At 55.7% G+C, this 20,840-nt stretch carries 19 protein-coding genes and 1 riboswitch; of the genes, 17 read left to right on the plus strand and 2 right to left on the minus strand.

Annotation, left to right across the window (positions count from 1 at the left end; translation table 11 throughout):
- The first annotated feature begins 13 nt into the window (after positions 1 to 13).
- Positions 14 to 1,612 (plus strand): response regulator transcription factor, encoded by a 1,599-nt coding sequence (locus NST08_RS04020; protein ID WP_007132750.1) that lies wholly within the window; start codon positions 14 to 16, stop codon positions 1,610 to 1,612.
- A gap of 454 nt (positions 1,613 to 2,066) precedes the next feature.
- Positions 2,067 to 3,038, plus strand: coding sequence for a ring-cleaving dioxygenase (locus tag NST08_RS04025; protein WP_007132749.1), 972 nt, complete (start codon positions 2,067 to 2,069; stop codon positions 3,036 to 3,038).
- A 100-nt stretch (positions 3,039 to 3,138) separates the two neighbouring features.
- On the opposite strand, the gene NST08_RS04030 is transcribed toward NST08_RS04025, so the two are convergent.
- Positions 3,139 to 4,089 carry a helix-turn-helix transcriptional regulator gene (locus tag NST08_RS04030; protein WP_028406390.1) on the minus strand — a complete coding sequence of 317 codons (951 nt, stop codon included), beginning with the start codon at positions 4,087 to 4,089 and terminating at the stop codon, positions 3,139 to 3,141.
- 134 nt (positions 4,090 to 4,223) lie between these two features.
- Between NST08_RS04030 and NST08_RS04035 the strand changes: the two genes are divergently transcribed.
- Positions 4,224 to 5,117, plus strand: coding sequence for an SDR family oxidoreductase (locus tag NST08_RS04035; RefSeq protein ID WP_007132747.1), 894 nt, complete (start codon positions 4,224 to 4,226; stop codon positions 5,115 to 5,117).
- A gap of 186 nt (positions 5,118 to 5,303) precedes the next feature.
- Here the strand turns inward: NST08_RS04035 and NST08_RS04040 are convergent, their stop codons facing one another.
- Entirely contained in the window at positions 5,304 to 5,561 is a 258-nt protein-coding gene (locus tag NST08_RS04040; RefSeq protein WP_007132746.1) for a GlsB/YeaQ/YmgE family stress response membrane protein, read from the minus strand.
- A 210-nt stretch (positions 5,562 to 5,771) separates the two neighbouring features.
- On the opposite strand from NST08_RS04040, the gene NST08_RS04045 reads away from it, so the two are divergent.
- The 14 genes from NST08_RS04045 (at position 5,772) to NST08_RS04110 (ending at position 20,828) form a co-directional block, all read left to right on the plus strand.
- Positions 5,772 to 6,509 (plus strand): acyl-[acyl-carrier-protein] thioesterase, encoded by a 738-nt coding sequence (locus tag NST08_RS04045; protein WP_028406389.1) that lies wholly within the window; start codon positions 5,772 to 5,774, stop codon positions 6,507 to 6,509.
- A 74-nt stretch (positions 6,510 to 6,583) separates the two neighbouring features.
- Positions 6,584 to 7,282, plus strand: a complete 699-nt coding sequence (locus NST08_RS04050; protein WP_028406388.1) for a response regulator transcription factor — start codon at positions 6,584 to 6,586, stop codon at positions 7,280 to 7,282.
- The gene (locus NST08_RS04055; RefSeq protein WP_028406387.1) at positions 7,279 to 8,265 is read left to right on the plus strand and encodes a sensor histidine kinase; all 987 of its coding nucleotides are present in this window, start codon (positions 7,279 to 7,281) and stop codon (positions 8,263 to 8,265) included. Before NST08_RS04050 ends, NST08_RS04055 begins: the two co-directional genes overlap by 4 nt.
- Positions 8,266 to 8,535: 270 nt before the next feature.
- Positions 8,536 to 9,306 (plus strand): ABC transporter ATP-binding protein, encoded by a 771-nt coding sequence (locus NST08_RS04060; protein ID WP_007132742.1) that lies wholly within the window; start codon positions 8,536 to 8,538, stop codon positions 9,304 to 9,306.
- Complete coding sequence (locus NST08_RS04065) at positions 9,281 to 11,212, plus strand: ABC transporter permease (RefSeq protein WP_210095580.1); 1,932 nt, start codon at positions 9,281 to 9,283, stop codon at positions 11,210 to 11,212. The genes NST08_RS04060 and NST08_RS04065 overlap by 26 nt, the downstream gene beginning before the upstream one ends.
- 85 nt (positions 11,213 to 11,297) lie before the next feature.
- The gene (locus NST08_RS04070; RefSeq protein WP_210095581.1) at positions 11,298 to 12,122 is read left to right on the plus strand and encodes an MBL fold metallo-hydrolase; all 825 of its coding nucleotides are present in this window, start codon (positions 11,298 to 11,300) and stop codon (positions 12,120 to 12,122) included.
- A 267-nt stretch (positions 12,123 to 12,389) separates the two neighbouring features.
- Positions 12,390 to 14,528: a DNA topoisomerase III gene (locus NST08_RS04075; protein ID WP_007132739.1), complete on the plus strand. Its 2,139-nt coding sequence runs from the start codon at positions 12,390 to 12,392 to the stop codon at positions 14,526 to 14,528.
- A gap of 102 nt (positions 14,529 to 14,630) precedes the next feature.
- On the plus strand, positions 14,631 to 14,768 hold the full coding sequence (locus tag NST08_RS04080) for a hypothetical protein (protein ID WP_007132738.1): 138 nt from the start codon (positions 14,631 to 14,633) through the stop codon (positions 14,766 to 14,768).
- 342 nt (positions 14,769 to 15,110) lie between these two features.
- Complete coding sequence (locus tag NST08_RS04085) at positions 15,111 to 15,374, plus strand: DUF1294 domain-containing protein (RefSeq protein WP_007132736.1); 264 nt, start codon at positions 15,111 to 15,113, stop codon at positions 15,372 to 15,374.
- Between the two features lie 134 nt (positions 15,375 to 15,508).
- Complete coding sequence (locus NST08_RS04090; protein ID WP_007132735.1) at positions 15,509 to 15,943, plus strand: universal stress protein; 435 nt, start codon at positions 15,509 to 15,511, stop codon at positions 15,941 to 15,943.
- A 367-nt stretch (positions 15,944 to 16,310) separates the two neighbouring features.
- Positions 16,311 to 16,412: riboswitch (purine riboswitch) on the plus strand.
- A 297-nt stretch (positions 16,413 to 16,709) separates the two neighbouring features.
- Complete coding sequence (gene purE / locus NST08_RS04095; protein WP_007132734.1) at positions 16,710 to 17,195, plus strand: 5-(carboxyamino)imidazole ribonucleotide mutase; 486 nt, start codon at positions 16,710 to 16,712, stop codon at positions 17,193 to 17,195.
- Positions 17,192 to 18,379, plus strand: coding sequence for a 5-(carboxyamino)imidazole ribonucleotide synthase (purK, locus tag NST08_RS04100; RefSeq protein WP_007132733.1), 1,188 nt, complete (start codon positions 17,192 to 17,194; stop codon positions 18,377 to 18,379). Before purE ends, purK begins: the two co-directional genes overlap by 4 nt.
- Positions 18,380 to 18,382: 3 nt before the next feature.
- A complete protein-coding gene (gene purB, locus NST08_RS04105; protein WP_007132732.1) occupies positions 18,383 to 19,678 on the plus strand; it encodes an adenylosuccinate lyase in 1,296 nt (431 codons plus the stop codon).
- A gap of 259 nt (positions 19,679 to 19,937) precedes the next feature.
- Positions 19,938 to 20,828: a phosphoribosylaminoimidazolesuccinocarboxamide synthase gene (locus tag NST08_RS04110; RefSeq protein WP_144869532.1), complete on the plus strand. Its 891-nt coding sequence runs from the start codon at positions 19,938 to 19,940 to the stop codon at positions 20,826 to 20,828.
- Positions 20,829 to 20,840: the final 12 nt, after the last annotated feature.

The raw sequence follows: 20,840 nt of genomic DNA on the forward strand, positions 1-20,840 counted from the left end.
AGGGGGGACGGCTATGGGAGGGTCGGACGGAAAATTCAGAGTGATGCTGGTCGACGATGAACCGATGATACTGCGCAGCCTGAAGGCGGCGATTCCTTGGGATGAGCTCGACCTCGAGGTCGTTGGGGAAGCGAAGAGCGGTGACAGTGCGCTGAAGCTCGCGCGAGAGCTTTCGCCGCATTTGGTCATTAGCGATATCCGCATGCCGGGCATGGACGGGATTACGCTGATGAAAGAGCTGAAGGCCGACCAATCCAGGCGCCTCATTATCTTCATCAGCGGTTACGGCGAGTTCGAATACGCAAGGGAAGCACTCCGTGAGGGCGCCTTCGATTACTTGCTGAAGCCGATCGATCATGAGGAGCTGACCGAGACGATTGCCAGGGCCGCCAAGACGCTGGAGCGGCAAATGGCCGACGACCGGATGCTGCATTCGGTTAAGGTTCTGTCCTTGCTTGCCCGCGAGCGGATGCTGACGGAATTCATCGAGGGCAGCCGAAGCCCGCTCCAGCATATGCAGTGGCTCGAAGACAGCGAGCTCGAGGACGGCTATACAATGGCCGTGATTCAGCTGGATCACTATCCGCGGCTGAACCAGCAGTGGTCGATGGACGAGAAGCGGCTGTGGCTGTTTGCGGTGCGCAATGTGCTGGAGGAATGGTCGGTGATGAATGGAGGCCTAACGGTATTTCCGTTCCGCAGCGGGGAGTGGGTGCTGCTGCTCCCAAGCTTGACCCGCGACCGGCAGGAGACAATCGGGCGGGATCTGGTCGGGCTGATCAAGCGATATACGAAGCTGTCCTGCTCCGTCGGCTTCAGCGGCGGCATGGCCGGTATCGACCGGCTCGGCGTGGCGTACGAAACGGCGGTGAGGGCTTTGTACCGGCGGTTTTATACGGGAGCGGAGGGCGTGTTCCCGGGAGGAGGGGAATCCGAAGCGGAGCAGTCAGGCGGATTGAAATATCCCAAGCAGCTGGAGTCGCTCATGGTGGAAAGCATCCGTACGCTCAACAAGGAGCGTCTGCTTGAGCTCTTGGACGAAACCAAGGCGTATATCGGCGAGCATGCCATCAGCCGCGAAATGGCGGAACGTTTGCTGTTTGAGCTGAGCGTCGTGCTGTATCGGCAATTCGAGCATATGAAGGTGACGTTCGAATGGTCTCTGGAGGAACTGCTGCAGCAGTTCCAATCATCCCAGACGCTGCAGGAGCTGATGGATGTCATGAAATCGCGTTTCGGCCAATGGATGACCGATAGCCGAACCGGCCACTCCCGGGACAACGTCCAGGCTGTCATCGGCAAAGCCAAGGCGTACATTGCCGAGCATTACCAGAAGGATCTCAGCATCGAGGAAGTATCCGAGCTGTCCGATTTGAGCATTGGCCATTTTTGCACGCTGTTCAAGCAGACGACGGGGTATACCTTCCTGGAGTATTTGACGGAGTGCCGGATCGAGAAGGCCAAGAGCATCCTGCGTAATACCAATGTTAAGGTGTATCAGGTTGCGCCGCTTGTCGGCTATCAGGATCCGAGGTATTTTACGCAGGTGTTCAAGAAAATAACGGGCAAGACGCCTTCCGAATACCGTGAGGAGGCCACAACGGCTATGTAAGTCGGGGCTTCAGGCGGCTGTAACGAAGTATGGTGTAACGAAGTATGGTGTAACGAAGTATGGTATGAAGAAGTGCGGTATGAAATAGAATGCGAGGGTGCATTAACAGGTGTGTTTTTCCTAACGATAAGGGAGGGGCACCTGTTTTGATGTTTATGTTGTTAATATGGATGCCTTTTACACCGAATATATCTTTATTTTATAAATCTTAAAATTAAGACTTGACGTTCATTCCTTTTGGGTCTAAACTGATTCCACAAGCACCTCAAAACTCAAATAAGAGCAAGGCGTTGTTTCGAAGGAGCCGGGCGTCAATTTTACAACGGCATCGTTACGAGTCAAGGAGTCGTTCCGTCCCGCGAACCGCAAGGCTGAACGAACAGGAGAACCGCTGAACCTGTCCCGAATTCACGGCAATCAAGATCAAGCCAGATCACCCAAGGAGGTAATCATCATGGAGTTTAAAGGCATTCACCACGTTTCCGCACTGACCGCGTCGGCTTCCAATAATTTTGACTTTTATACTGAAATTATGGGGATGAGACTCGTCAAGAAGACGGTCAATCAGGACGACGTGTCGGTATATCATTTATTTTACGGCGATGAGAAGGGGAATCCCGGAACAGAGCTTACCTTCTTCGAAATTCCGATGGCGGGACGGACGCGTGAGGGAAACAACAGCATTTCCGCCACTTCGCTGCGGGTGCCGAGCGATCAAGCGCTGACCTATTGGGCGGAGCGTCTGGATCAGCACGGCGTTGAGCGCGAGGACGTGAAGGAACGCGCCGGAAGGCTTACCTTGGCGTTCAGGGACTTTGAGGGACAGCGGATCATACTTGTGTCCGATGAGAACAATGAGGGCGTAGCCGGGGGCCGTCCGTGGGCAAAAGGGCCGGTGCCGCCGGAATACGCGATTATCGGCCTGGGTCCCGTTCAGCTGACCGTACCGAACGCGCAGCCAACGGTGCAGGTGCTCACGGAGCTGATGGGCTTCCGGCGCAAAGGCCAGTACGCCTCCCCGGCCCAGGGTCAGCCGGACATTGTCGTATTCGAGACCGGAGAAGGGGGGACCGGTGCCGAGGTTCATGTGGAAGAGCGGACTGACCTCCCTCGGGAGCGCCTCGGACGCGGGGGCGTTCACCACGTAGCCTTCCGGGTAGAGGACGAGGAGGAGCTGAAGGCATGGATTCAGCAGATCGGCGCCGTCGGCTTCCCGAATTCGGGATATGTCGACCGATACTACTTCCGTTCCCTGTATTTCAGGGAGCCGAACGGCATCTTGTTCGAAGTGGCTACCGACGGCCCGGGATTCGATACCGATGAGCATGTCGACCACCTGGGAGAAACCCTCGCCCTGCCGCCGTTCCTCGAAGGGAAGCGTGAAGCGATCGAAGCGAATTTAAAGCCGTTAAACACCAAACGATAAATTCATGCCCTATCATATTCACCCCATAAAATGATCCTCTTAAAACGCCGGCCGCTCTCTGTTCATCGAGAGTCGGCCGGCTTTCGTCTTGCCCATGCCTTTACTCGTACAGCCGGCATATCGCTTTCGCGGCCGAGCTTACATGATCGCGGAGCTCCTGAGGGGCGAGCACTTTAATCTCCGCGCCGCAGCTTAACAGGAAGGCCGAAGCGGATTCCAGCGTTTCAAGCTCCAGATCGGCTTCGATCCAGCCTTCCTGTGCGAGGGGCTCTTGATGGAGGATTTTGACATACCGCTCTCTTTCAAAGCGCTTGATCAGGGACTTCGTCATCTCGACCCGTGCGGTGTAGCTGGGCAAGTTCCGCTTAAAGCTCGCGACCGACTCTTCCCAATAACGACCGAGATCGAAGCCCTCCGGCCGGATGAACGTATCCTCAAGCACCAAGGCATCGGCTATTCTTGAGACGCGGTATGTCCGGAGTCCCTCCTGCGTATCGGCAGCAAGATACCAGGTATTTCGTTTGGCGACAAGGCCGAGCGGATGTACGATGCGCTCCACCCGTTCGTCTCCCTTCATATAATGGATCCGCAGCTTGCGGTTCTCCCACAGCGCCTCCTGAATGACCGTTAAGTATGGATGCGATTGATTGAAGGAGTGCCAGCCAGCGCCATCGATATGGATTTTCTCCCGGATCATCTCGGCGTCCTGCCGAATGGACCGTGGAGAAGACGCCAGCAGCTTCTGATAGGCGGCATCAAATTGCTTGCCGATCTCCAGGTCGCCGATCAGCGGGCTGTGGCTTGATATGAGAAGCGAAATCAGCTCCTCCCGCGTCATCCCCGTCAGATTCGTCCGATAGCTTTCCTCGAGCATCCATCCCCCTGCCTGGCCCCGCTCGGCATATACCGGAATGCCGGCTGCGCTGAGGCTCTCCATATCGCGGATGATGGTCCGCTCCGATACCTCCAGCTGCTCGGCCAGATAACGCGTATTCTTTTTCCCCCCGTTCTGTAGCATCAGCATGATCGACAGCAGACGGTCAGCTCGCATGAAGGCGTCACCTCGATTTCGATAATTTCATTCATTGTAGCATGGATATAAGACAATGGATGTCATATATGAAGGATAAAATAATGGCCGTAAGCATGCGAATTTCGAAATCAAACATGCGGGAGGTATTATCCATGGAAACCTTGGAAACGAAGCCATTGAAGGGGAAGGTTGCGGTCGTAGCAGGCTCAACCCGGGGAGCGGGCCGGGCGATTGCGGTTATGCTCGGAGCAGCGGGAGCGACCGTTTATTGCACCGGCCGCAGCGTCCGAGGACAGAAATCGGACATAAATCGTCCCGAGACCATTGAGGATACGGCGGACATGGTGACGGAGCGCGGCGGTGTCGGCATTCCGGTAAAATGCGACCATACAGTCGAGGCGCAGGTAAAGGCTTTGTTTGAGCGCGTGAGCGAAGAACAAAACGGTCAATTGGACATTCTCGTGAACGATGTATGGGGCGGCGAGCATCTGACGCATTGGAACGTTCCCTTCTGGGAGCAGTTCCTGTCGGACGGCCTGCTTATGCAGGAGCGGGCCGTTACCTCCCATCTCATGACCAGTTATTACGGTGTGCCGCTTATGGTCCAGCAAGGGAGCGGACTTGTCATTGAAATCACGGACGGCTCCACTTATCGTTACCGGGGCAATCTATATTACAGCCTTGCGAAAATATCGGGCATCCACCTGGCGGAAGCAATGGCGGCCGAGCTTAGTCCCTATAACGTGACGGCGTTGTCGGTTACCCCGGGGTTCCTCCGATCCGAGCAAATGCTTGCGCATTTCGGGGTCGGCGAGGATAATTGGCAGGATGCCGTGGCGAAGGATCCGCATTTCATCGAGTCGGAGACGCCCTACTTGATCGGACAGGCGGTGGCGGCGCTTGCCGCAGATCCGAAGGTGTCGGAGAAGAGCGGGAGAGCGCTGACCAGCTGGGATTTATCGGATGAATACGGCTTCTCCGATATCGACGGCCGCAAGCCTCATTGGGGGAACTACGCTAAGAAGCACGGATTGCCCCTCCCCTAAAGGAGTGGACTTCAATCGCAGCAAAACAGGGTGCCAAGCAAGCTGAAGGCTTGCGGCACCCTGTTTCTGCATCTTTTAACGTATACCCAATATTGAAGGGCTGGAGCTATTCATTGGTCCCTTATGTTTGAACGCAAAGGAACGTTCTCCATGCCCGCGCCAATGGGGTTTAACCCGAGGCAAAGATTAGGAACGGTTACGTCTCATCGAGCCCATGATCAGGCTGACGATAAAGACGAGCACCACGGCACCAATCAATGCAGGCACGAGGTAGAAGCCGCCCATCTCAGGGCCCCACTCGCCCAGCAGCAGGCCGCCGAGCCATGCGCCGACAAAGCCGGCGATGATGTTACCGATAATACCGCCAGGGATGTCTCTTCCCATAATCAAGCCCGCGATCCATCCGATAATACCGCCTACGATTAATGACCACAGAAAACTCATGTTTATCACCTCGTATAAGTTATAGTTGTTTGTGCCTTACTATTAACCAAAGAAGTGACTTTTAAACCGGGTAACCCCAAAACTCGAATGTATTACTTTATTCCAGCAGCCTCAACCTTTGGGAGTACTGCTTTGAAAAACGGACGGGAATTGATATCCTTGAAATGTTGCAGCGGGCTTAGGCTAATAAAAGGAGATGGAGTTAAGGCTATGGTAGAGAAATGGACCGAGACGTATACGATTCAATCCGTGGATGCGGATTTCAGGGGAGACTGCCGCTGGTCGTCGCTGCTGAGCATTATGCAAAGAGCGGCGGACAAGCATATCGAGGCGCTGGGAATCGATCGCGAGGAGATGATTGAGCGGGGACTCGGCTGGATGCTCATTACGCTTGAAGCGGATATGACAAGCATTCCACGCGATATGGAAACCATACATGTGGAGACCTGGAGCCGCGGCTCCAAAGGGGTGCTCTGGCACCGGGATTACCGGATTATGAACGATCATGGGGAGCAGGTGGGCGGCGCCCGTTCGGTATGGACGCTGGTGGATATTCAGAAACGGAAAATTTTGCGTCCATCCATGTTTCCGTATGACGTTCCCATCGGGCAGGATTCCGTAGGGGAGCTGCCGAGCAAGGCGGTATTGCCGGAAGGCATCGAGCTCGGGGAAGCCTATACGACCGTGGTCCGATACAGCGGAATCGACGTGAATGGTCATTTGAATAACGCACGCTATGCCGACTTGTGCATGGACGTGCTGGATGAGCCGGAGCTGCAGGGCGATAAGGTCACCGGATTCAAAATTACCTACAACCACGAGGCAAGGCTGAAGGACACGATCATCGTCCGGCGCTCCGGCGAAACCGGAGGGCGGATTTTTGTGCAGGGCGTTTCCCCGGAGGGAACAAACTTTTTCGAAGCCGCGCTCGTTAAAAGGAAACAGTAAAAGACGAAACAGTAAAAGACGAGGTGAAGCGATAATTACGCTTCTGGCCTTGCATGCCATGAGGGGGAAGGATGATGTACAAAATCATGATCGTGGAGGATGATCCGAAGCTGGCGGGTTTGCTTGAATCGCAGATCGCAAGGTACGGAAATGAAGGCATCATCATCCGGGAGTTCGATCATGTGCTTGAGCGGTTCCGGGAAATCAAGCCGCATCTCGTATTGCTGGATGTCAATCTGCCCAGCTATGACGGGTATTTCTGGTGCCGCCAGATCCGGTCGATGTCCACGTGCCCGATTATATTTATTTCCGCAAGAAACGGAACCCCCGACCAGCTGCGGGCGCTGGAGAACGGAGCCGACGATTACATTACGAAGCCGTTCGCGTATGACATCGTCATTGCCAAGATCCACAGCCAGCTGCGGCGGGTATACGGCGACTATGCCCCCGGCTCCGGCGAACGAACGGTGGAGAAGGAAGGGCTGGTCCTTTACCCTGAACGGATGGAGCTCCAGCTGAACGGACAAACGGCGCCGCTTACGAAGAAGGAAACGATCCTGCTGGAGACGCTGCTGGCCCGGAGCCCGCGCCTTGTCACCCGCGAGACGATCCTGGAGAAGCTGTGGGACGATACATTCGTGGATGACAATACGCTCAGCGTAAACATTAACCGGGTACGAAAACGGTTGATGGAGCTGGGCATCGAAGGCGCGTTAGAAACGGTACGGGGCTCCGGGTACAGGCTGCATCCCGTCTGGCAGAGGCCGCAATGAAGAGGCTGTTCTGGCGCGAGCATCTGCCGCTGATCCTGTTTACGGCCGCGGAGCTGTTGGTGGTGCTCCTCGTATTCTGGTACGACGGCTATGATCATCCCGTGACGGCCTCGTACGCGGTGCTGCTGGGGCTTTCCGTGATGGGGGGATATTTGGCATTCCGGTTTTACACCCACCGGGACTTCTATGAGCGTTTATCGCAGCCCCTAATCTCGCTGGAGGAATCCATCAAGCACAACGAATCGGCCCCGCTGCCGACCGCTCTCAGCGAGCTCATGGAGGAGCAATACCGCCAATACCGGAACCAGATGGAGGAATGGGAGCGCCGGCGGCGGGAGCATCTCATATTTATGAACCAATGGGTGCATCAGATGAAAACGCCGCTCTCCGTCATCGAGATGATTACCCAGGAGGACGACAACGACGGCTACAGGAGCATCTCCGAGGAGTCCGACCGCATTCGGCGCGGCCTGGATATGGTGCTGTACATGTCGCGGCTGGAAACCTTCGAACAGGATTTCAGCGTGGAGCCGGTCAAGCTTCACCAGGCTGCGGTGGACGCAGTGCATGAGAACAAGCGCTATTTCATTCACAGCCATGTCTACCCGGAGGTGATCATCGATCCCGCTCTCACTGTTCAGACGGATGCAAAATGGCTCCGCTTCATTCTCATGCAGCTGCTGTCCAATGCCATCAAGTATTCGTCCGGTTCCGGGCTAAAGGTTACGGTCCAGGCGTTCTACTCCAAGGATCGGCGCCAAGTGGTGTTGGAGGTGACGGACCGGGGGATGGGCATTCCGAAATCCGATATCAAGCGGGTATTCGATCCGTTCTATACGGGGGAGAACGGCAGGAAGCTGAAGGAGTCGACCGGGATGGGCCTTTACCTGGTCAGCGAGGTCGTTCGGAAAATGAACCATCGAATCGAGCTGGAATCCGAGCCCGGGCAGGGGACGACCATAAGGCTCCTGTTTCTGCAGTGATTCGGATTATAAGGCGGAAGAAGGATCCAGCCGCGAACCTTATCCCGATGATCATGATGATCCCCCTGCGGACATCTTGAACCCGGCGATAAGGTTTTTTTGTGTCCGCAAGGCGTTCTTGAACGTTGTGCCGGGATGATGCACGGGCACTAAAAACGAATCTTACATCGATGTAAGATTCGTGAAAGACGGATCGATAGGAGCTTAGAGGGGCATGCGCTACACTAGCCTTACGAGCGAAAGCCAATTTTTGAAAGCGAGGTTTATTTCATGGAAATTCTATCCGTGCGCAATCTGGGCAAAGTCTATAAGGCGGCCGTGTCCCACGAAGCGCTGTCGAATATTAATTTAAGCATCGAGGAAGGGGAGTTCGTCGGCATTATGGGGCCGTCTGGCAGCGGGAAAACAACCCTGCTCAACATGATCTCGACGATCGACCGGCCTACCTCCGGAGAGATCCGGATCGGCGGAGAAGATCCGTTCCGGCTGTCGCAGGATCAGCTGGCGATGTTCCGCCGCCGCGAGCTCGGTTTCGTCTTTCAGTCCTTCAATCTGCTCAATACGCTCACGGTGAAGGAGAACATTGTGCTCCCGCTTGCACTTGACGGTATCGAACTTGAGGAAATGAACCGCCGTGTCGAAGTGCTGGCCGATAAGCTCGGCATTACCTCCATCCTGAACAAACGGACCTACGAGATTTCGGGCGGGCAGGCGCAGCGGACGGCCGTCGCCCGCGCGATGATCCACGTGCCGAAGCTGGTGCTCGCGGATGAGCCGACCGGCAACCTGGATTCCAAGTCGGCGCGGGACGTGATGGAGATCATGGACCGCCGAAACAAAGAGGACAAGGTCACGATGCTCCTGGTCACGCATGACCCGGTAGCGGCGAGCTATTGCAATCGGGTCATTTTTATCAAGGACGGCCAGCTGTATAACGAGATAACGAGCGGGGACAATCAGTCCGCCTTTTATCAGAAAATTATTAATGTGCTGTCACTGCTGGGAGGTTCGGGACATGAATTTTCGCCAGTTCGCCATTAATAACGTTCTGCGGAGCAAGCGGACCTATATTGCGCATTTTCTGAGCAGCGCCTTCTCCGTGATGATTTTCTTCACCTACGGCCTGCTAGCGTTTCACCCCGAGCTCAAGGACGGGATCGTTTCCTCCAGCGGCACGATGAGCGAGCTCGGAACGATAGGCATGACGGTGTCGCAATATATCGTATTCATCTTTTCATTCTTCTTCCTGCTGTACTCCGTCGGGGCCTTCATCAAGGTCCGCAAGCGGGAGTTCGGGATTCTGCTGATCCTGGGCATGTCCCGGAAGCAGCTGAACCGGATGCTGTTCATCGAGAACCTCCTGATCGGGGCGGCGGCGATCGTGGCAGGTATTGGAACCGGCGTGCTGTTCTCCAAGCTCATTCTGTTGATTAGCGCCAAGGTGCTGGCGGTGGATAACGGGCTGCCGTTTTATTTTCCGCTAAAGGCGCTCCTGCTGACGGCGGCGGCTTATGCGGTGCTGTTCCTCCTGATCGCCTTGTTCTCCTCGGTCATGCTTCGAAAGGGAACGCTGCTTGCGCTGGTTAAGGCGGAGGAGAGTCCCAAGCCGCAGCCGAAGGCTTCGCCTTGGCTGGCTGTCCTGGCGGTGCTGCTGATCGCTGCAGGATACGGCGTGGTTATGGCGTTTGCCGTACTGCAAATCTTCAACTTCCTGCTCCTGTTCGGTGGGGTAGCGCTGGTCATTCTGGGAACGTATTTCCTCTTCACCCAGTTCAGCGTTTATTTTATGCGGTATCTGCAGAAGAAGGAGAGATTTTTCTTCCGCAAAACCAATCTGCTGACCATTTCCGAGCTGATGTACCGGATCAAGGATAACGCCGTCATGTTCTTCCTCGTGTCGATCATCTCGGCTTCAGCCTTTACGGGAATCGGAACAACGCTGGCGATCGGGGATCCGGGGCTGTCGGCCATGGAAAATCCATATGCTTATACGTATCCCTATTTCGAGGAGGAAGCGAAGCTTGGGAATCAGCATTTGTCGATCATCAGGGAGGAGCTGGAGAAGGGCGGATTCAACTATAACGAAACGTCGGTGCAGCCGATTTTCTCGGCGAACGGCATGAAGCTGGTCAAGCTTAGCGAGTATAATGAGCTGATCCGATCCCTCGGGTACCCGGCGGAGACTTTAGGCGAGCATGAGGCGATTCTGACGCCCAGCACCGTTACGGAAAAAAACAGCTACAGAATCCATGGGCCAGCGTATGAGGAGATCGAGCTTGAGACCGGCAAAGAGGCGGTCACGCTTCAGATAGCCAAAGCGGAAACGTTTATCGCCGTGCCTCAGGGCTATGGCGAGCAGTTTGTCGTATCGGACAGCCTGTACGAGAAGGTGAAAAAAACACAGGAGGAGCAGGGGGAGTACGGCTTCGTCATCTTCCATGCGTTTTACGTTAAAAACTGGAAGGATACCGGGGATGCGACAAGAGCGATGGTGGAGCGGTTCAACGAAAGCGGCGATTACAGCTATTACCTGAACTCCTTGTACATTGATTGGAAAAGCGCCCAGCAGAAAAACGGCATTTTGCTGATGGTCAGCGGCCTGGTCGGCATCGTCTTCTTCACCTTTGCGGCAAGCTTTGTTTATTTCCGTCTGTATGCCGATCTGGCACGGGATGAGCAGCAGTACCAAATGATCGCGAAGGTGGGATTGAGCCGTAAGGAGCTTGGAACCATCGTGACCAGGCAGTTACTGATCATGTTTTTCCTGCCGATGCTTATCGCGCTTATACACAGCGGGGTTGCGTTCGTCGCGCTTCAGCAGCTCGTCGATTTCTCGATTGTGGGCCACAGCCTCAAGATTTTCTTGTTCTTCCTGACCGTCCAGATCGTGTATTTCTTTATAACGCGCTGGCGTTATCTGGAACGATTGAACAAAATCATTCAATAACCGCTCCCTTCTCACGTTGAAATGCGCGAAAACGGGTATGTTATAACCAAGAGCGCATTAACGGAAAAAAGGAGGCGTTAGAAGCATGAACGAACACAGCATGCTGAATACAGGAGCGGTGGATACCGAAGAGGTGCTGCCCGATCTTATCAATCTTCGCACGATGATCGTCAATCTTCAGATGGTCGGTTCGCCCGGCTCGGGCGACTGGGTGCTGGTGGATACCGGCATCGGTAATTTTGAAGGCTCGATTGCCGAGGCGGCGGAGAAGCGGTTTGGGCGGCCGCCTGTAAGTATCGTGCTAACGCATGGCCATTTCGACCATGTTGGCAATGTGAAGGAGCTGGCGGACCGCTGGGGGGTGCCCGTTTATGCCCATGAGCTAGAGCTGCCGTATTTGACAGGGCGCGAAGACTATCCTCCCGGCGATCCGAGCGTAGGCGGCGGCTTGATGGCGCGGTTAGCGCCAATGTATCCGAACCGGGCGATCGATCTCGGCTCGCGGATCCACCCGCTGCCGATGGACGGCACGGTGCCAGGCTTGCCGGAATGGCGCTGGATTCCTACGCCGGGGCACAGCCCGGGGCATATCTCGCTGTTCCGCGAACGGGACCGTACGCTGATTGCGGGAGACGCGATCATTACGGTCCAGCAGGAATCCGCGCTGGCGGTGATCAGCCAGGAGAAGGAGCTTCACGGACCGCCGATGTATTTTACCCCGGATTGGGATGCGGCAAGGGAATCGGTGCGCCGGCTGGAAGCGCTGAATCCTGCACTTGCGGTGACGGGGCATGGGGTGCCGATGTCGGGAGATGAACTGTCGGTATCGCTGAAGCGCCTGGCCCGGGATTTTGACGAGCTGGCTGTGCCGGAGCAAGGGCGTTACGTGGAAGAGAATCAGAAGCAATAGAGGAACCGATAGGACGAAAAATTCTCCTAACCTAACTCTTCATGAGGTTAATCGTTAACGGGCTGGTGTAATATCGGCTAGCCTTGGATGTTATCAGAGCTTGTCCTTGCGATTGCAGGACATGAGGAGTATGGGGTTAGCGAAGTATCGGATAAGTGATATGAGGCCGTTTTGCTGCCGCCTTAAGGTGGAGCCAAAGCGCGCCTCTTTTTTTGTGGAAAATACGGGGAGGAGGTTATAATAGGGATACAGAGGAAGGGGAGAGCTATGAAAGTATTGGTATTGGCGGAGAAGCCGTCCGTGGCTAAGGAAATTGCCCGGGTGATGGGCAGCCGCGAGAAGCATAAGAGCTATTTCGAAGGACCGAAATACGTCGTAACCTGGGCGCTCGGGCATTTGATCGGCCTGGCGGAGCCGGAGGACTATGATAAAAAATATCAGACCTGGGCGCTGGAGGATTTGCCGATTCTGCCGGATTCCATGCGGCTTAAAGTGCTCAGAGAGACCAGCCATCAATACAAGAACGTGCAGCATCTGATGAAACGCCAGGATATCGGCGAGCTGATCATTGCGACGGATGCCGCCCGCGAGGGCGAGCTGCTGGCGCGCTGGATTCTGAAAATGGCGAAGTGGAACAAGCCCTTCAAGCGGCTGTGGATATCATCCCAGACGGATAAGGCGATCAAGGAAGGCTTTGCTTCCCTGAAGCCGGGCCAGCAGTTCGACCGCCTGTACGAGTCGGCGCGGTGCCGGGCGGAGGCGGATTGGATGGTCGGGCTGAACGTGACGCGGGCGCTGACCACGAAATTTAATGCCCAGCTCTCGGCGGGCCGGGTTCAGACGCCGACGCTTGGCATGATTATGGACCGGGAGAAGGAAATCATAAACTTCCGCTCCCAGGAATATGAGACGCTGCAGGTCGATCTCGGCAGCTTCGAGGCTTCCTGGCGGGCAGCCGGGGGAGACGGCCGTCTGTTCGAGAAGGAGCGCGCAGCGAAGCTCAAGCAGAAGCTGGAGGGCGCCTCGGGGAAGATTGTCAGCGTGAAAAAGAGCGAGAAGAACGAGCCGCATCCGTTAGCGTACGATTTGACCGAGCTGCAGCGGGATGCGAACCGCCGGTTCGGCTTCTCGGCCAAGCAGACGTCGAACGTCCTGCAGCGGCTGTACGAGCAGCATAAGCTCGTGACCTATCCGCGTACGGACAGCCGTTATTTGACCTCCGACATGGTCGGAACGCTGAAGGAGCGGCTGTCGAGCATCGCGGTGGGGCCCTATGCGGCGCTGGCCCGTCCGCTGCTCCGCAAGAGCCTGTCGCCGGGCAAGCGGGTCGTAGACGACAGCAAGGTAACGGATCACCATGCGATTATCCCGACGGAGCAGACGGTGCTGCTGAACCAGCTCACGGCGGATGAGCGTAAGCTGTACGACCTTATCGTCCGCCGCTTCATCAGCCTGTTCTATCCGCCGGCACGGTACGATCAAGTCGCCGTCACCGTTCAGATCGAAGGCGAGACGTTTCATGCGAAAGGGACGACGGTCAAAGACAGCGGGTGGCGCGAGGTGTACGGCGGCGATTATGACGATGACGCTGATGGCGAGGATGACGACGCACAAGGTTCGGCTCCGGGAGGCAAGCTGCTGCCCGAGCTGAAGGAAGGCCAGCCGGTGAAGGTTGCCCGCTGCATCCTGAAGCCGGGGCGCACCCAGCCGCCGAAGCGCTACACGGAGGCGGCGCTCCTGTCGCAGATGGAGAAGCACGGCCTCGGCACGCCGGCGACGCGGGCGGACATCATCGAGAAGCTGGTCAGCTCGGATACGATCGAGCGCCAGGGCTCGTCCCTGCATCCGACCGGGAAGGGCAAGCAGCTCATCGAGCTGGTGGCGCCGGAGCTGCGGACGCCGGAGCTGACCGCCCGCTGGGAAGCCGAGCTGGAGCGGATCGCGAAGGGGCAGGGCAAGCCCGAGCCGTTCCTGCGGGGCATCCGGGATATGACGAAGAAGCTGGTAACCGAGGTCAAGGGAAGCGATGTGGAATACAAGCCGCATAACGTCTCGAACAGCCACTGCCCGGACTGCGGCACGCGTCTGCTCGAGAAGAAGACGAAGCGCGGCAAGCTGCTCGTCTGCCCGAGCGAGGACTGCGGCTACAAGCGCTCCGGCGAGAAGCGGCTGTCGAACCGGCGCTGCCCGCAGTGCCATAAGAAGATGGAGCTGAAGGAAGGCAAGGCCGGCATGTATGTCCAGTGCCTTGGCTGCGGCATTACCGAAACGCTCAAAAAGGACGCGAAGCATGTGAACAAGCGCGAGGAACGGAAGCTGCTCCAGCAATACAGCAAGCCGGAGTCGATCGGCTCGAACCTCGGCGAACTGCTGAAGGCTGCGCTTGAGCAGAAGGGGAAGGAATAGGTACGGAGCGCAAGGCACGGCAAAACGTATTTCGTTAATCTTTGCTCCTGTCCGCATAACCTCCGGGACAATAGCCCATTCTACGGACAGGAGGTGAAGGGCATGCCGAACCATAAAGCAAGAAAAACGGAGAACCAGCAAAACAAGGCAAGCATTCTCGAAGAGAGCAAAACCTTGAAACCGAAGAAGGCTGCGGACTATGTTCCGAGCCTGAATGAGATTCCGAAGGGTGAATCGTAAGCTTTGGGACGGGACAGACCCTTTAATCATTCTTTTTTTGCCGTCTTATAAGAAGGCCCGGCGCTTTATTCGGCCGGCGTCGCTCTTATGGGCGGCTTCTTACGCTTTTCGTCTGCATATCCCGCCAAGGAATTATGCGATCGCTGCGACGGCATGGATCTTCAACACATGCGATCGTGTCACAACGTCACACACGCTATCCCTCACTCACCAAGGAGGGGAGTTTTCCGGTGTACTTCTATATCATGCAGATTTATAATATGGTGAGAACGTTAGTATACAGGCCGGGGTCGTGCGTAAAAGACCGATTGAACCGGCTGGTCATGGGGGGCGGGAGCATTCGTGAGAACCGCGTTGATTGTATGGTTTATATTCATTAATGCGGTTGCCTATCTGGTGATGTCCGAGGACAAGCGGCGTGCCAGGCTGGGACGGGACCGCGTTCCGGAACGGACGCTGTTTCTGCTGGCTGCGGTCGGCGGCGCTTTAGGCGCATGGATAGCGATGTATCGGAAGCGTCATAAAACAAGGCATTTATCGTTCAAGATCGGCATACCGCTGCTGTTGTTTTTGAACGCGGTGCTGTACGGGTATTTCTGGAGGTAATCTTAGTCGGTTCCTACATACGAGATTACACTTAAAGCAAGTTAGACGGCTCGGTTCAAACAGAGGCATTATGGGTAAATAAATAATATTACAGTAGGTCTTCAGTCTTATCACATAGGAAAGAGGTGGCCTGTATGCTGTTTACGAACATTCTACTGGCTTACGACGGCTCCAAAGCGGCAAATAAAGCACTCGGACGCGCGGTCGAGCTGACCCAGGCGAATCCGGACGCTACGCTGCATGTGGTTCATGCTTATGATTTTCCGCGTTTTTTTGTCGGGGAAGGACTGGCTCCGATTCCGGCTTCACTGAATAAAGACGTTTACGATATTGCGGTGCAGACGACAGAAGAAATCAAGGAGCGCATCGAGCATTCGGGTGTGAACGGCCAGGTCAACATGATACAGGGAGCCCCTGCCGAAGTGATTCTGGAATATGCCAAACAGAACGACATCGATCTTATCGTGATCGGCAGCCGCGGCTTAGGCGGCATTCGCGAGTTCGTGCTCGGGAGCGTAAGCCACAATGTTGTCCAGCATGCAACCATCCCGGTGCTTGTTGTGAAATAGAGGCTGGTTCAATCAAATGTGAGACATACAATAATAGAGGCACTCTAGCAGATCATGGATCTTGCGAGAGTGCCTTCTTTTTTTCATTTGAGATGCGAAGTGTTGTTATGTGGGCGTTCCTCCCGATGGCTTGTGGTCGGTATGCATGGTTCAATCCCCGCGCAGGGATTCTGTTTACATGTTAACGCAGCCATGATGATATGTTTGGTTAAATACGAACATTATATTTTCAATATTTGAGAATGTTCGGGTTTAGGTTGACATGGGGTGTCAGAGATTGATAAACTGAGGATGTTGAGGTTCAAAAGAACTTATTTAGTGTGATTAATGATTGAGCAAGATTAATGAAATTGTGGGTTTTACAAAAATTCTAGAATTAAATATTTCTCGTATAAAGCCGGGGATATGGCCCGGAAGTCTCTACCCGGAAACCGTAAATTTTCGGACTACGAGGGAGTACACACGGTGCGGCAGGATGAGCGGGCCAGGGCTTCAAAGCTTGATGACCGCTTCTTGGGCGGGTCAGCTTGATCGTTAAGCTCGTTTTCCCACCATGTCTTTTTTGACATCGGGCGGCAGCGTCGTATTCCTTGATTGTCCGAGACCTGCACAGCTTTGTGTTTACGGGATCGGACTTTTTTCATCTGTATCGAATGCGCGTGACTGGCTTCCCGCAAAGATTTTCGAGGAAACAGCGGTTAGCGCCGGAGGCTTTGCAGGGAATTTCAATGTTACCGAGATTAATCATGAGAAAGCGGGGGTACTCATGGCAGCACAAGTTGGAGTCATTATGGGCAGCAAGTCGGATTGGGCGACGATGTCCGAGGCATGCAAGGTGTTAGATGAATTGGAAATTCCGTATGAGAAAAAGGTCGTATCCGCGCATCGCACGCCGGACCTGATGTTCCGGTACGCCGAAGAGGCGGAGGGCCGGGGAATTCGCGTCATTATCGCCGGCGCCGGCGGCGCGGCGCATCTTCCGGGAATGGTGGCCTCGAAGACGGTGCTGCCGGTCATCGGCGTGCCGGTGCAATCCAAATCGCTGAACGGACTGGATTCGCTCCTGTCGATCGTGCAGATGCCTGGTGGCATTCCCGTCGCTACCGTCGCGATCGGTACGGCGGGTGCCGTCAACGCAGGGCTGCTCGCCGCGCAAATATTGGGCGCTTCGGATGCGGATATCCGTGCCAGAGTGCAGGCACGCCGGGATCGGATTCGCGACGAAGTACTGGAAAGCGGCGATAGCCTATGACGGAGCGTCAGACATTGCAGCAGACGGCTGCCGGGAGACGGCTTCTGCCGGGCTCGGTGATCGGCGTCCTCGGCGGCGGCCAGCTGGGCCGCATGATGGCGCTGGACGGAGTCAAAATGGGGTATTCGTTCGTCACCCTCGACCCGACTCCAAATTCGCCGCTCGGACAGATTTCCGAGCAGATTACGGCAGGCTATGACGATGTGGAAGCCGCACGCAAACTAGCGGAGCAGGCGGATGTCATTACGTACGAATTCGAGAATGTGGATGCGGGCGTGGCCAAGCTGCTGGAGGAGCAGTCTTACGTGCCCCAGGGCAGCAAGCTTCTGTATACGACGCAGCATCGGCTGCGCGAGAAGGCGGCGATTGAAGCGGCAGGCGTGCCGGTCGCCCCGTATCGTGAGATCAACAGTTTGGAAGATTTACAATCCGCAGCAGCCGAGCTTGGACTTCCATGCGTGCTAAAGACGGCTACCGGAGGTTATGATGGTAAGGGGCAAGCCGTTCTTCGCAGCGAGGAGCAATTGCAGCCGGCGTACGAGACGCTGGCGGTCGGCGGGGCTGAGCTTGTGCTGGAGAAGTTCGTGAAGTTCGCCTGCGAGATTTCCGTTATCGCGGCGCGCACGCCAAGCGGCAGCGTCAAGAGCTTCCCGCCGGCGGAGAACGTGCATGTCAACAATATACTGCATCTATCCATCGTCCCTGCGAGAGTGCCAAGCGATATTCAGCTCAGGGCCCGCCAGCTTGCCGAACGCGTGGCAGAGGGCTTGAACGCGGTAGGGCTCCTGGCCGTGGAGATGTTCGTGACGGAGGAAGGGGAGCTGTACGTGAACGAGCTTGCGCCCCGTCCGCACAACTCCGGCCACTATACGATGGAGGCCTCTGCAACGTCGCAATTCGAGCAGCATGTCAGAGCGATCTGCGATCTGCCGCTAGGTGATACGACATTGCTGAGCCCTGTGGTCATGGTGAACGTGCTGGGTCAGCATTTGGAAGCAGCGGTGCAGCGCTTCGGCGAACATGACGAGCTCGCCGAGTCGCTTGGCGTCGTGCCGAAGCTTCATCTGTACGGCAAGAGCGAGGCAAAGGCCAATCGCAAGATGGGACACATCAACCTGTTATGCGGGGATGTCAGGGACGCCTTGGAGTGGGTAGAGAAAACTAATATTTGGAGGCAGGATTAAACGATGATTGAACGTTACAGCAGACCGGAAATGCGGGCGATCTGGACCGAGGAGAACAAATTCAGAGCATGGCTGGAGGTTGAGCTTTGCGCATGCGAGGCTTGGGCCGAGCTCGGGGTAATCCCGAAGGAAGATACGGTGAAGCTTCGCCAGAATGCATCCTTTGATATCGAACGGATCTATGAAATCGAGCAGGAAACGCGGCATGACGTGATCGCCTTTACCCGCGCCGTATCGGAGACTCTTGGCGACGAGCGGAAATGGGTTCATTACGGGCTGACCTCCACGGACGTGGTGGATACCGCGATGGGTTATCTGCTGAAGCAGGCAAATGAAATTCTGGAGCAGGACATTCTTCGGTTTATCGGTATTTTGAAGGAGAAAGCCATTGCCTACAAATACACGCCGATGATGGGCAGAACGCATGGCGTTCACGCAGAGCCGACCACGTTCGGTCTGAAAATGGCGCTGTGGCACGAGGAAATGATCCGCAACCTGGAGCGCTTCCGCCATGCTGCCGACGGCGTGCAGTACGGCAAAATTTCCGGAGCGGTCGGCACCTATGCCAACATCGACCCGTACGTTGAGGAATTCGTCTGCCGCAAGCTGGGCACAAAGCCTGCGCCGATCTCCACGCAGACGCTGCAGCGTGACCGCCATGCGGAATATATGGCGACGCTGGCGCTGATCGCGACATCGCTGGAGAAGTTTGCAACCGAAGTGCGCGCGCTGCAGAAGAGCGAGGTGCGTGAGGTGGAGGAAGCTTTTGCAAAAGGGCAAAAGGGCTCCTCGGCTATGCCGCATAAGCGCAACCCGATCGGCTCGGAGAACATCTCCGGTCTGGCTCGCGTGATCCGGGGCCACATGGTATCCGCTTACGAGAATGTGTCGCTGTGGCACGAGCGGGATATTTCCCACTCCTCCGTGGAACGCATCATCCTGCCGGACGCCACGATGCTGCTGAACTATATGCTGAACCGTTTCGGCAATATCGTGAAGAACCTGACGGTCTTCCCTGAGAACATGAAGCGCAACATGGCCCGTACGTACGGCGTGCCATTCTCCGGCCGCCTTCTGACGAAGCTGATCGACAAGGGCTTCAGCCGCGAGCAGGCGTACGATACCGTACAGCCGCGTGCCATGCAGGCATGGGAGGAGCAGCGTCAATTCCGCGAAATCGTAGAGGCGACTCCCGCTATTACGGAAGTGCTCAGTCCCGAGGAAATCGAGGATGCCTTTAATCCAAGCTGGCATCTGAAGCATGTCGATACGATTTTTGCCAAGCTCGGCCTGGAATAGTTTAAGGCGCGGATTTATCCGCTTTTTACAATAAGCATGGAGAAGATCGATTTCTGCAAATCAGAATGATTTAGAAGTGCAGCAGTCTCCTGAATAAAAGCCTTCCAAACGGAATGCTGGCATTGCAAGCATAGGCCGTCCCCGGATTTCAACGAGCAATTGCGGGAATCCGGGGACTGTGCCCCGAAGCGCTGGAAACGAATTTTGCAAGATCGTGTAATAAACAGGCAGACAATCTGTAGTCTAATGGGAGGATCCTATGACATTACCGGCATTATCGACCGCCGCCCACCTGATCAACGCACCGCTGCTTTATAAGGGCAAGGTCCGTGAGCTTTATGATTTGGGTGAGCATGTACTCATCGTAGTAACCGACCGCATTTCCGCTTTTGACTATGTCCTGGAGCCGCCCGTACCGGCTAAGGGAACCGTGCTGAATAAGCTGAGCGCCTTCTGGTTTGAACAGACGAAGGACCTGATCGCCAACCATATGGTGCATACCGACGTGAACCGGCTCGGGGATGCCGTGAAGGACAAAACGCTGCTGGACGGACGGATCATGGTATGCCGCAAGGCCGAGCGCATTGATATCGAATGCGTAGTCCGGGGATATATTACCGGCGGTGGCTGGCGGCAATATCAGTCCACGGGCGAGGTTAACGGCATTAAGCTGCCGGAGGGCCTGCGCAAGAACGAGGCGTTTCCGGAGCCGATCTTCACGCCGGCTGCGAAGAACGATGTCGGTCACGACGAAGACATCTCGCTCGGCCGGATGAAGGAGCTTGTGGGTGAGGAGCTGGCTCTGCAGCTGCAGGACAAAAGCTTGATGCTCTACACATTCGCCCGCGACTACTGCCGGAAGCACGGCATCATTCTTGCCGATTGCAAGTTCGAGTTCGGATTGATCGACGGCGAGATCGTCCTGATCGACGAAATTTTCACGCCGGATTCCTCCCGTTTCTGGGATGAAGCGAACTATGCGCTGGACATTGAGATCGACAGCATGGACAAGGAGCCTGTACGCACGTACCTCGCTTCTTCCGATTGGGACAAGAACAGCGAGCCGGATCCGCTTCCGCTGCATGTGGTGGAGGAGACGACACGCCGTTATACCGATATTTACCGCCGGCTGACGGCAGCAAGCTTGTAATACGAGCAGTCC

Origin of the sequence: Paenibacillus sp. FSL K6-1566 (assembly GCF_038050475.1) — a bacterium.
Classification (GTDB): domain Bacteria; phylum Bacillota; class Bacilli; order Paenibacillales; family Paenibacillaceae; genus Paenibacillus_AQ; species Paenibacillus_AQ lactis.

Excerpts from the sequence above, each read along its gene's own strand:
- NST08_RS04020 (WP_007132750.1), top strand. The coding sequence starts at position 14 with ATGGGAGGGTCGGACGGAAAATTCAGAGTGATGCTGGTCGACGATGAA.
- NST08_RS04025 (WP_007132749.1), top strand. The coding sequence starts at position 2,067 with ATGGAGTTTAAAGGCATTCACCACGTTTCCGCACTGACCGCGTCGGCT.
- NST08_RS04030 (WP_028406390.1), bottom strand. The coding sequence starts at position 4,089 with ATGCGAGCTGACCGTCTGCTGTCGATCATGCTGATGCTACAGAACGGG.
- NST08_RS04035 (WP_007132747.1), top strand. The coding sequence starts at position 4,224 with ATGGAAACCTTGGAAACGAAGCCATTGAAGGGGAAGGTTGCGGTCGTA.
- NST08_RS04040 (WP_007132746.1), bottom strand. The coding sequence starts at position 5,561 with ATGAGTTTTCTGTGGTCATTAATCGTAGGCGGTATTATCGGATGGATC.
- NST08_RS04045 (WP_028406389.1), top strand. The coding sequence starts at position 5,772 with ATGGTAGAGAAATGGACCGAGACGTATACGATTCAATCCGTGGATGCG.
- NST08_RS04050 (WP_028406388.1), top strand. The coding sequence starts at position 6,584 with ATGTACAAAATCATGATCGTGGAGGATGATCCGAAGCTGGCGGGTTTG.
- NST08_RS04055 (WP_028406387.1), top strand. The coding sequence starts at position 7,279 with ATGAAGAGGCTGTTCTGGCGCGAGCATCTGCCGCTGATCCTGTTTACG.
- NST08_RS04060 (WP_007132742.1), top strand. The coding sequence starts at position 8,536 with ATGGAAATTCTATCCGTGCGCAATCTGGGCAAAGTCTATAAGGCGGCC.
- NST08_RS04065 (WP_210095580.1), top strand. The coding sequence starts at position 9,281 with ATGAATTTTCGCCAGTTCGCCATTAATAACGTTCTGCGGAGCAAGCGG.
- NST08_RS04070 (WP_210095581.1), top strand. The coding sequence starts at position 11,298 with ATGAACGAACACAGCATGCTGAATACAGGAGCGGTGGATACCGAAGAG.
- NST08_RS04075 (WP_007132739.1), top strand. The coding sequence starts at position 12,390 with ATGAAAGTATTGGTATTGGCGGAGAAGCCGTCCGTGGCTAAGGAAATT.
- NST08_RS04080 (WP_007132738.1), top strand. The coding sequence starts at position 14,631 with ATGCCGAACCATAAAGCAAGAAAAACGGAGAACCAGCAAAACAAGGCA.
- NST08_RS04090 (WP_007132735.1), top strand. The coding sequence starts at position 15,509 with ATGCTGTTTACGAACATTCTACTGGCTTACGACGGCTCCAAAGCGGCA.
- purE (WP_007132734.1), top strand. The coding sequence starts at position 16,710 with ATGGCAGCACAAGTTGGAGTCATTATGGGCAGCAAGTCGGATTGGGCG.
- purK (WP_007132733.1), top strand. The coding sequence starts at position 17,192 with ATGACGGAGCGTCAGACATTGCAGCAGACGGCTGCCGGGAGACGGCTT.
- purB (WP_007132732.1), top strand. The coding sequence starts at position 18,383 with ATGATTGAACGTTACAGCAGACCGGAAATGCGGGCGATCTGGACCGAG.
- NST08_RS04110 (WP_144869532.1), top strand. The coding sequence starts at position 19,938 with ATGACATTACCGGCATTATCGACCGCCGCCCACCTGATCAACGCACCG.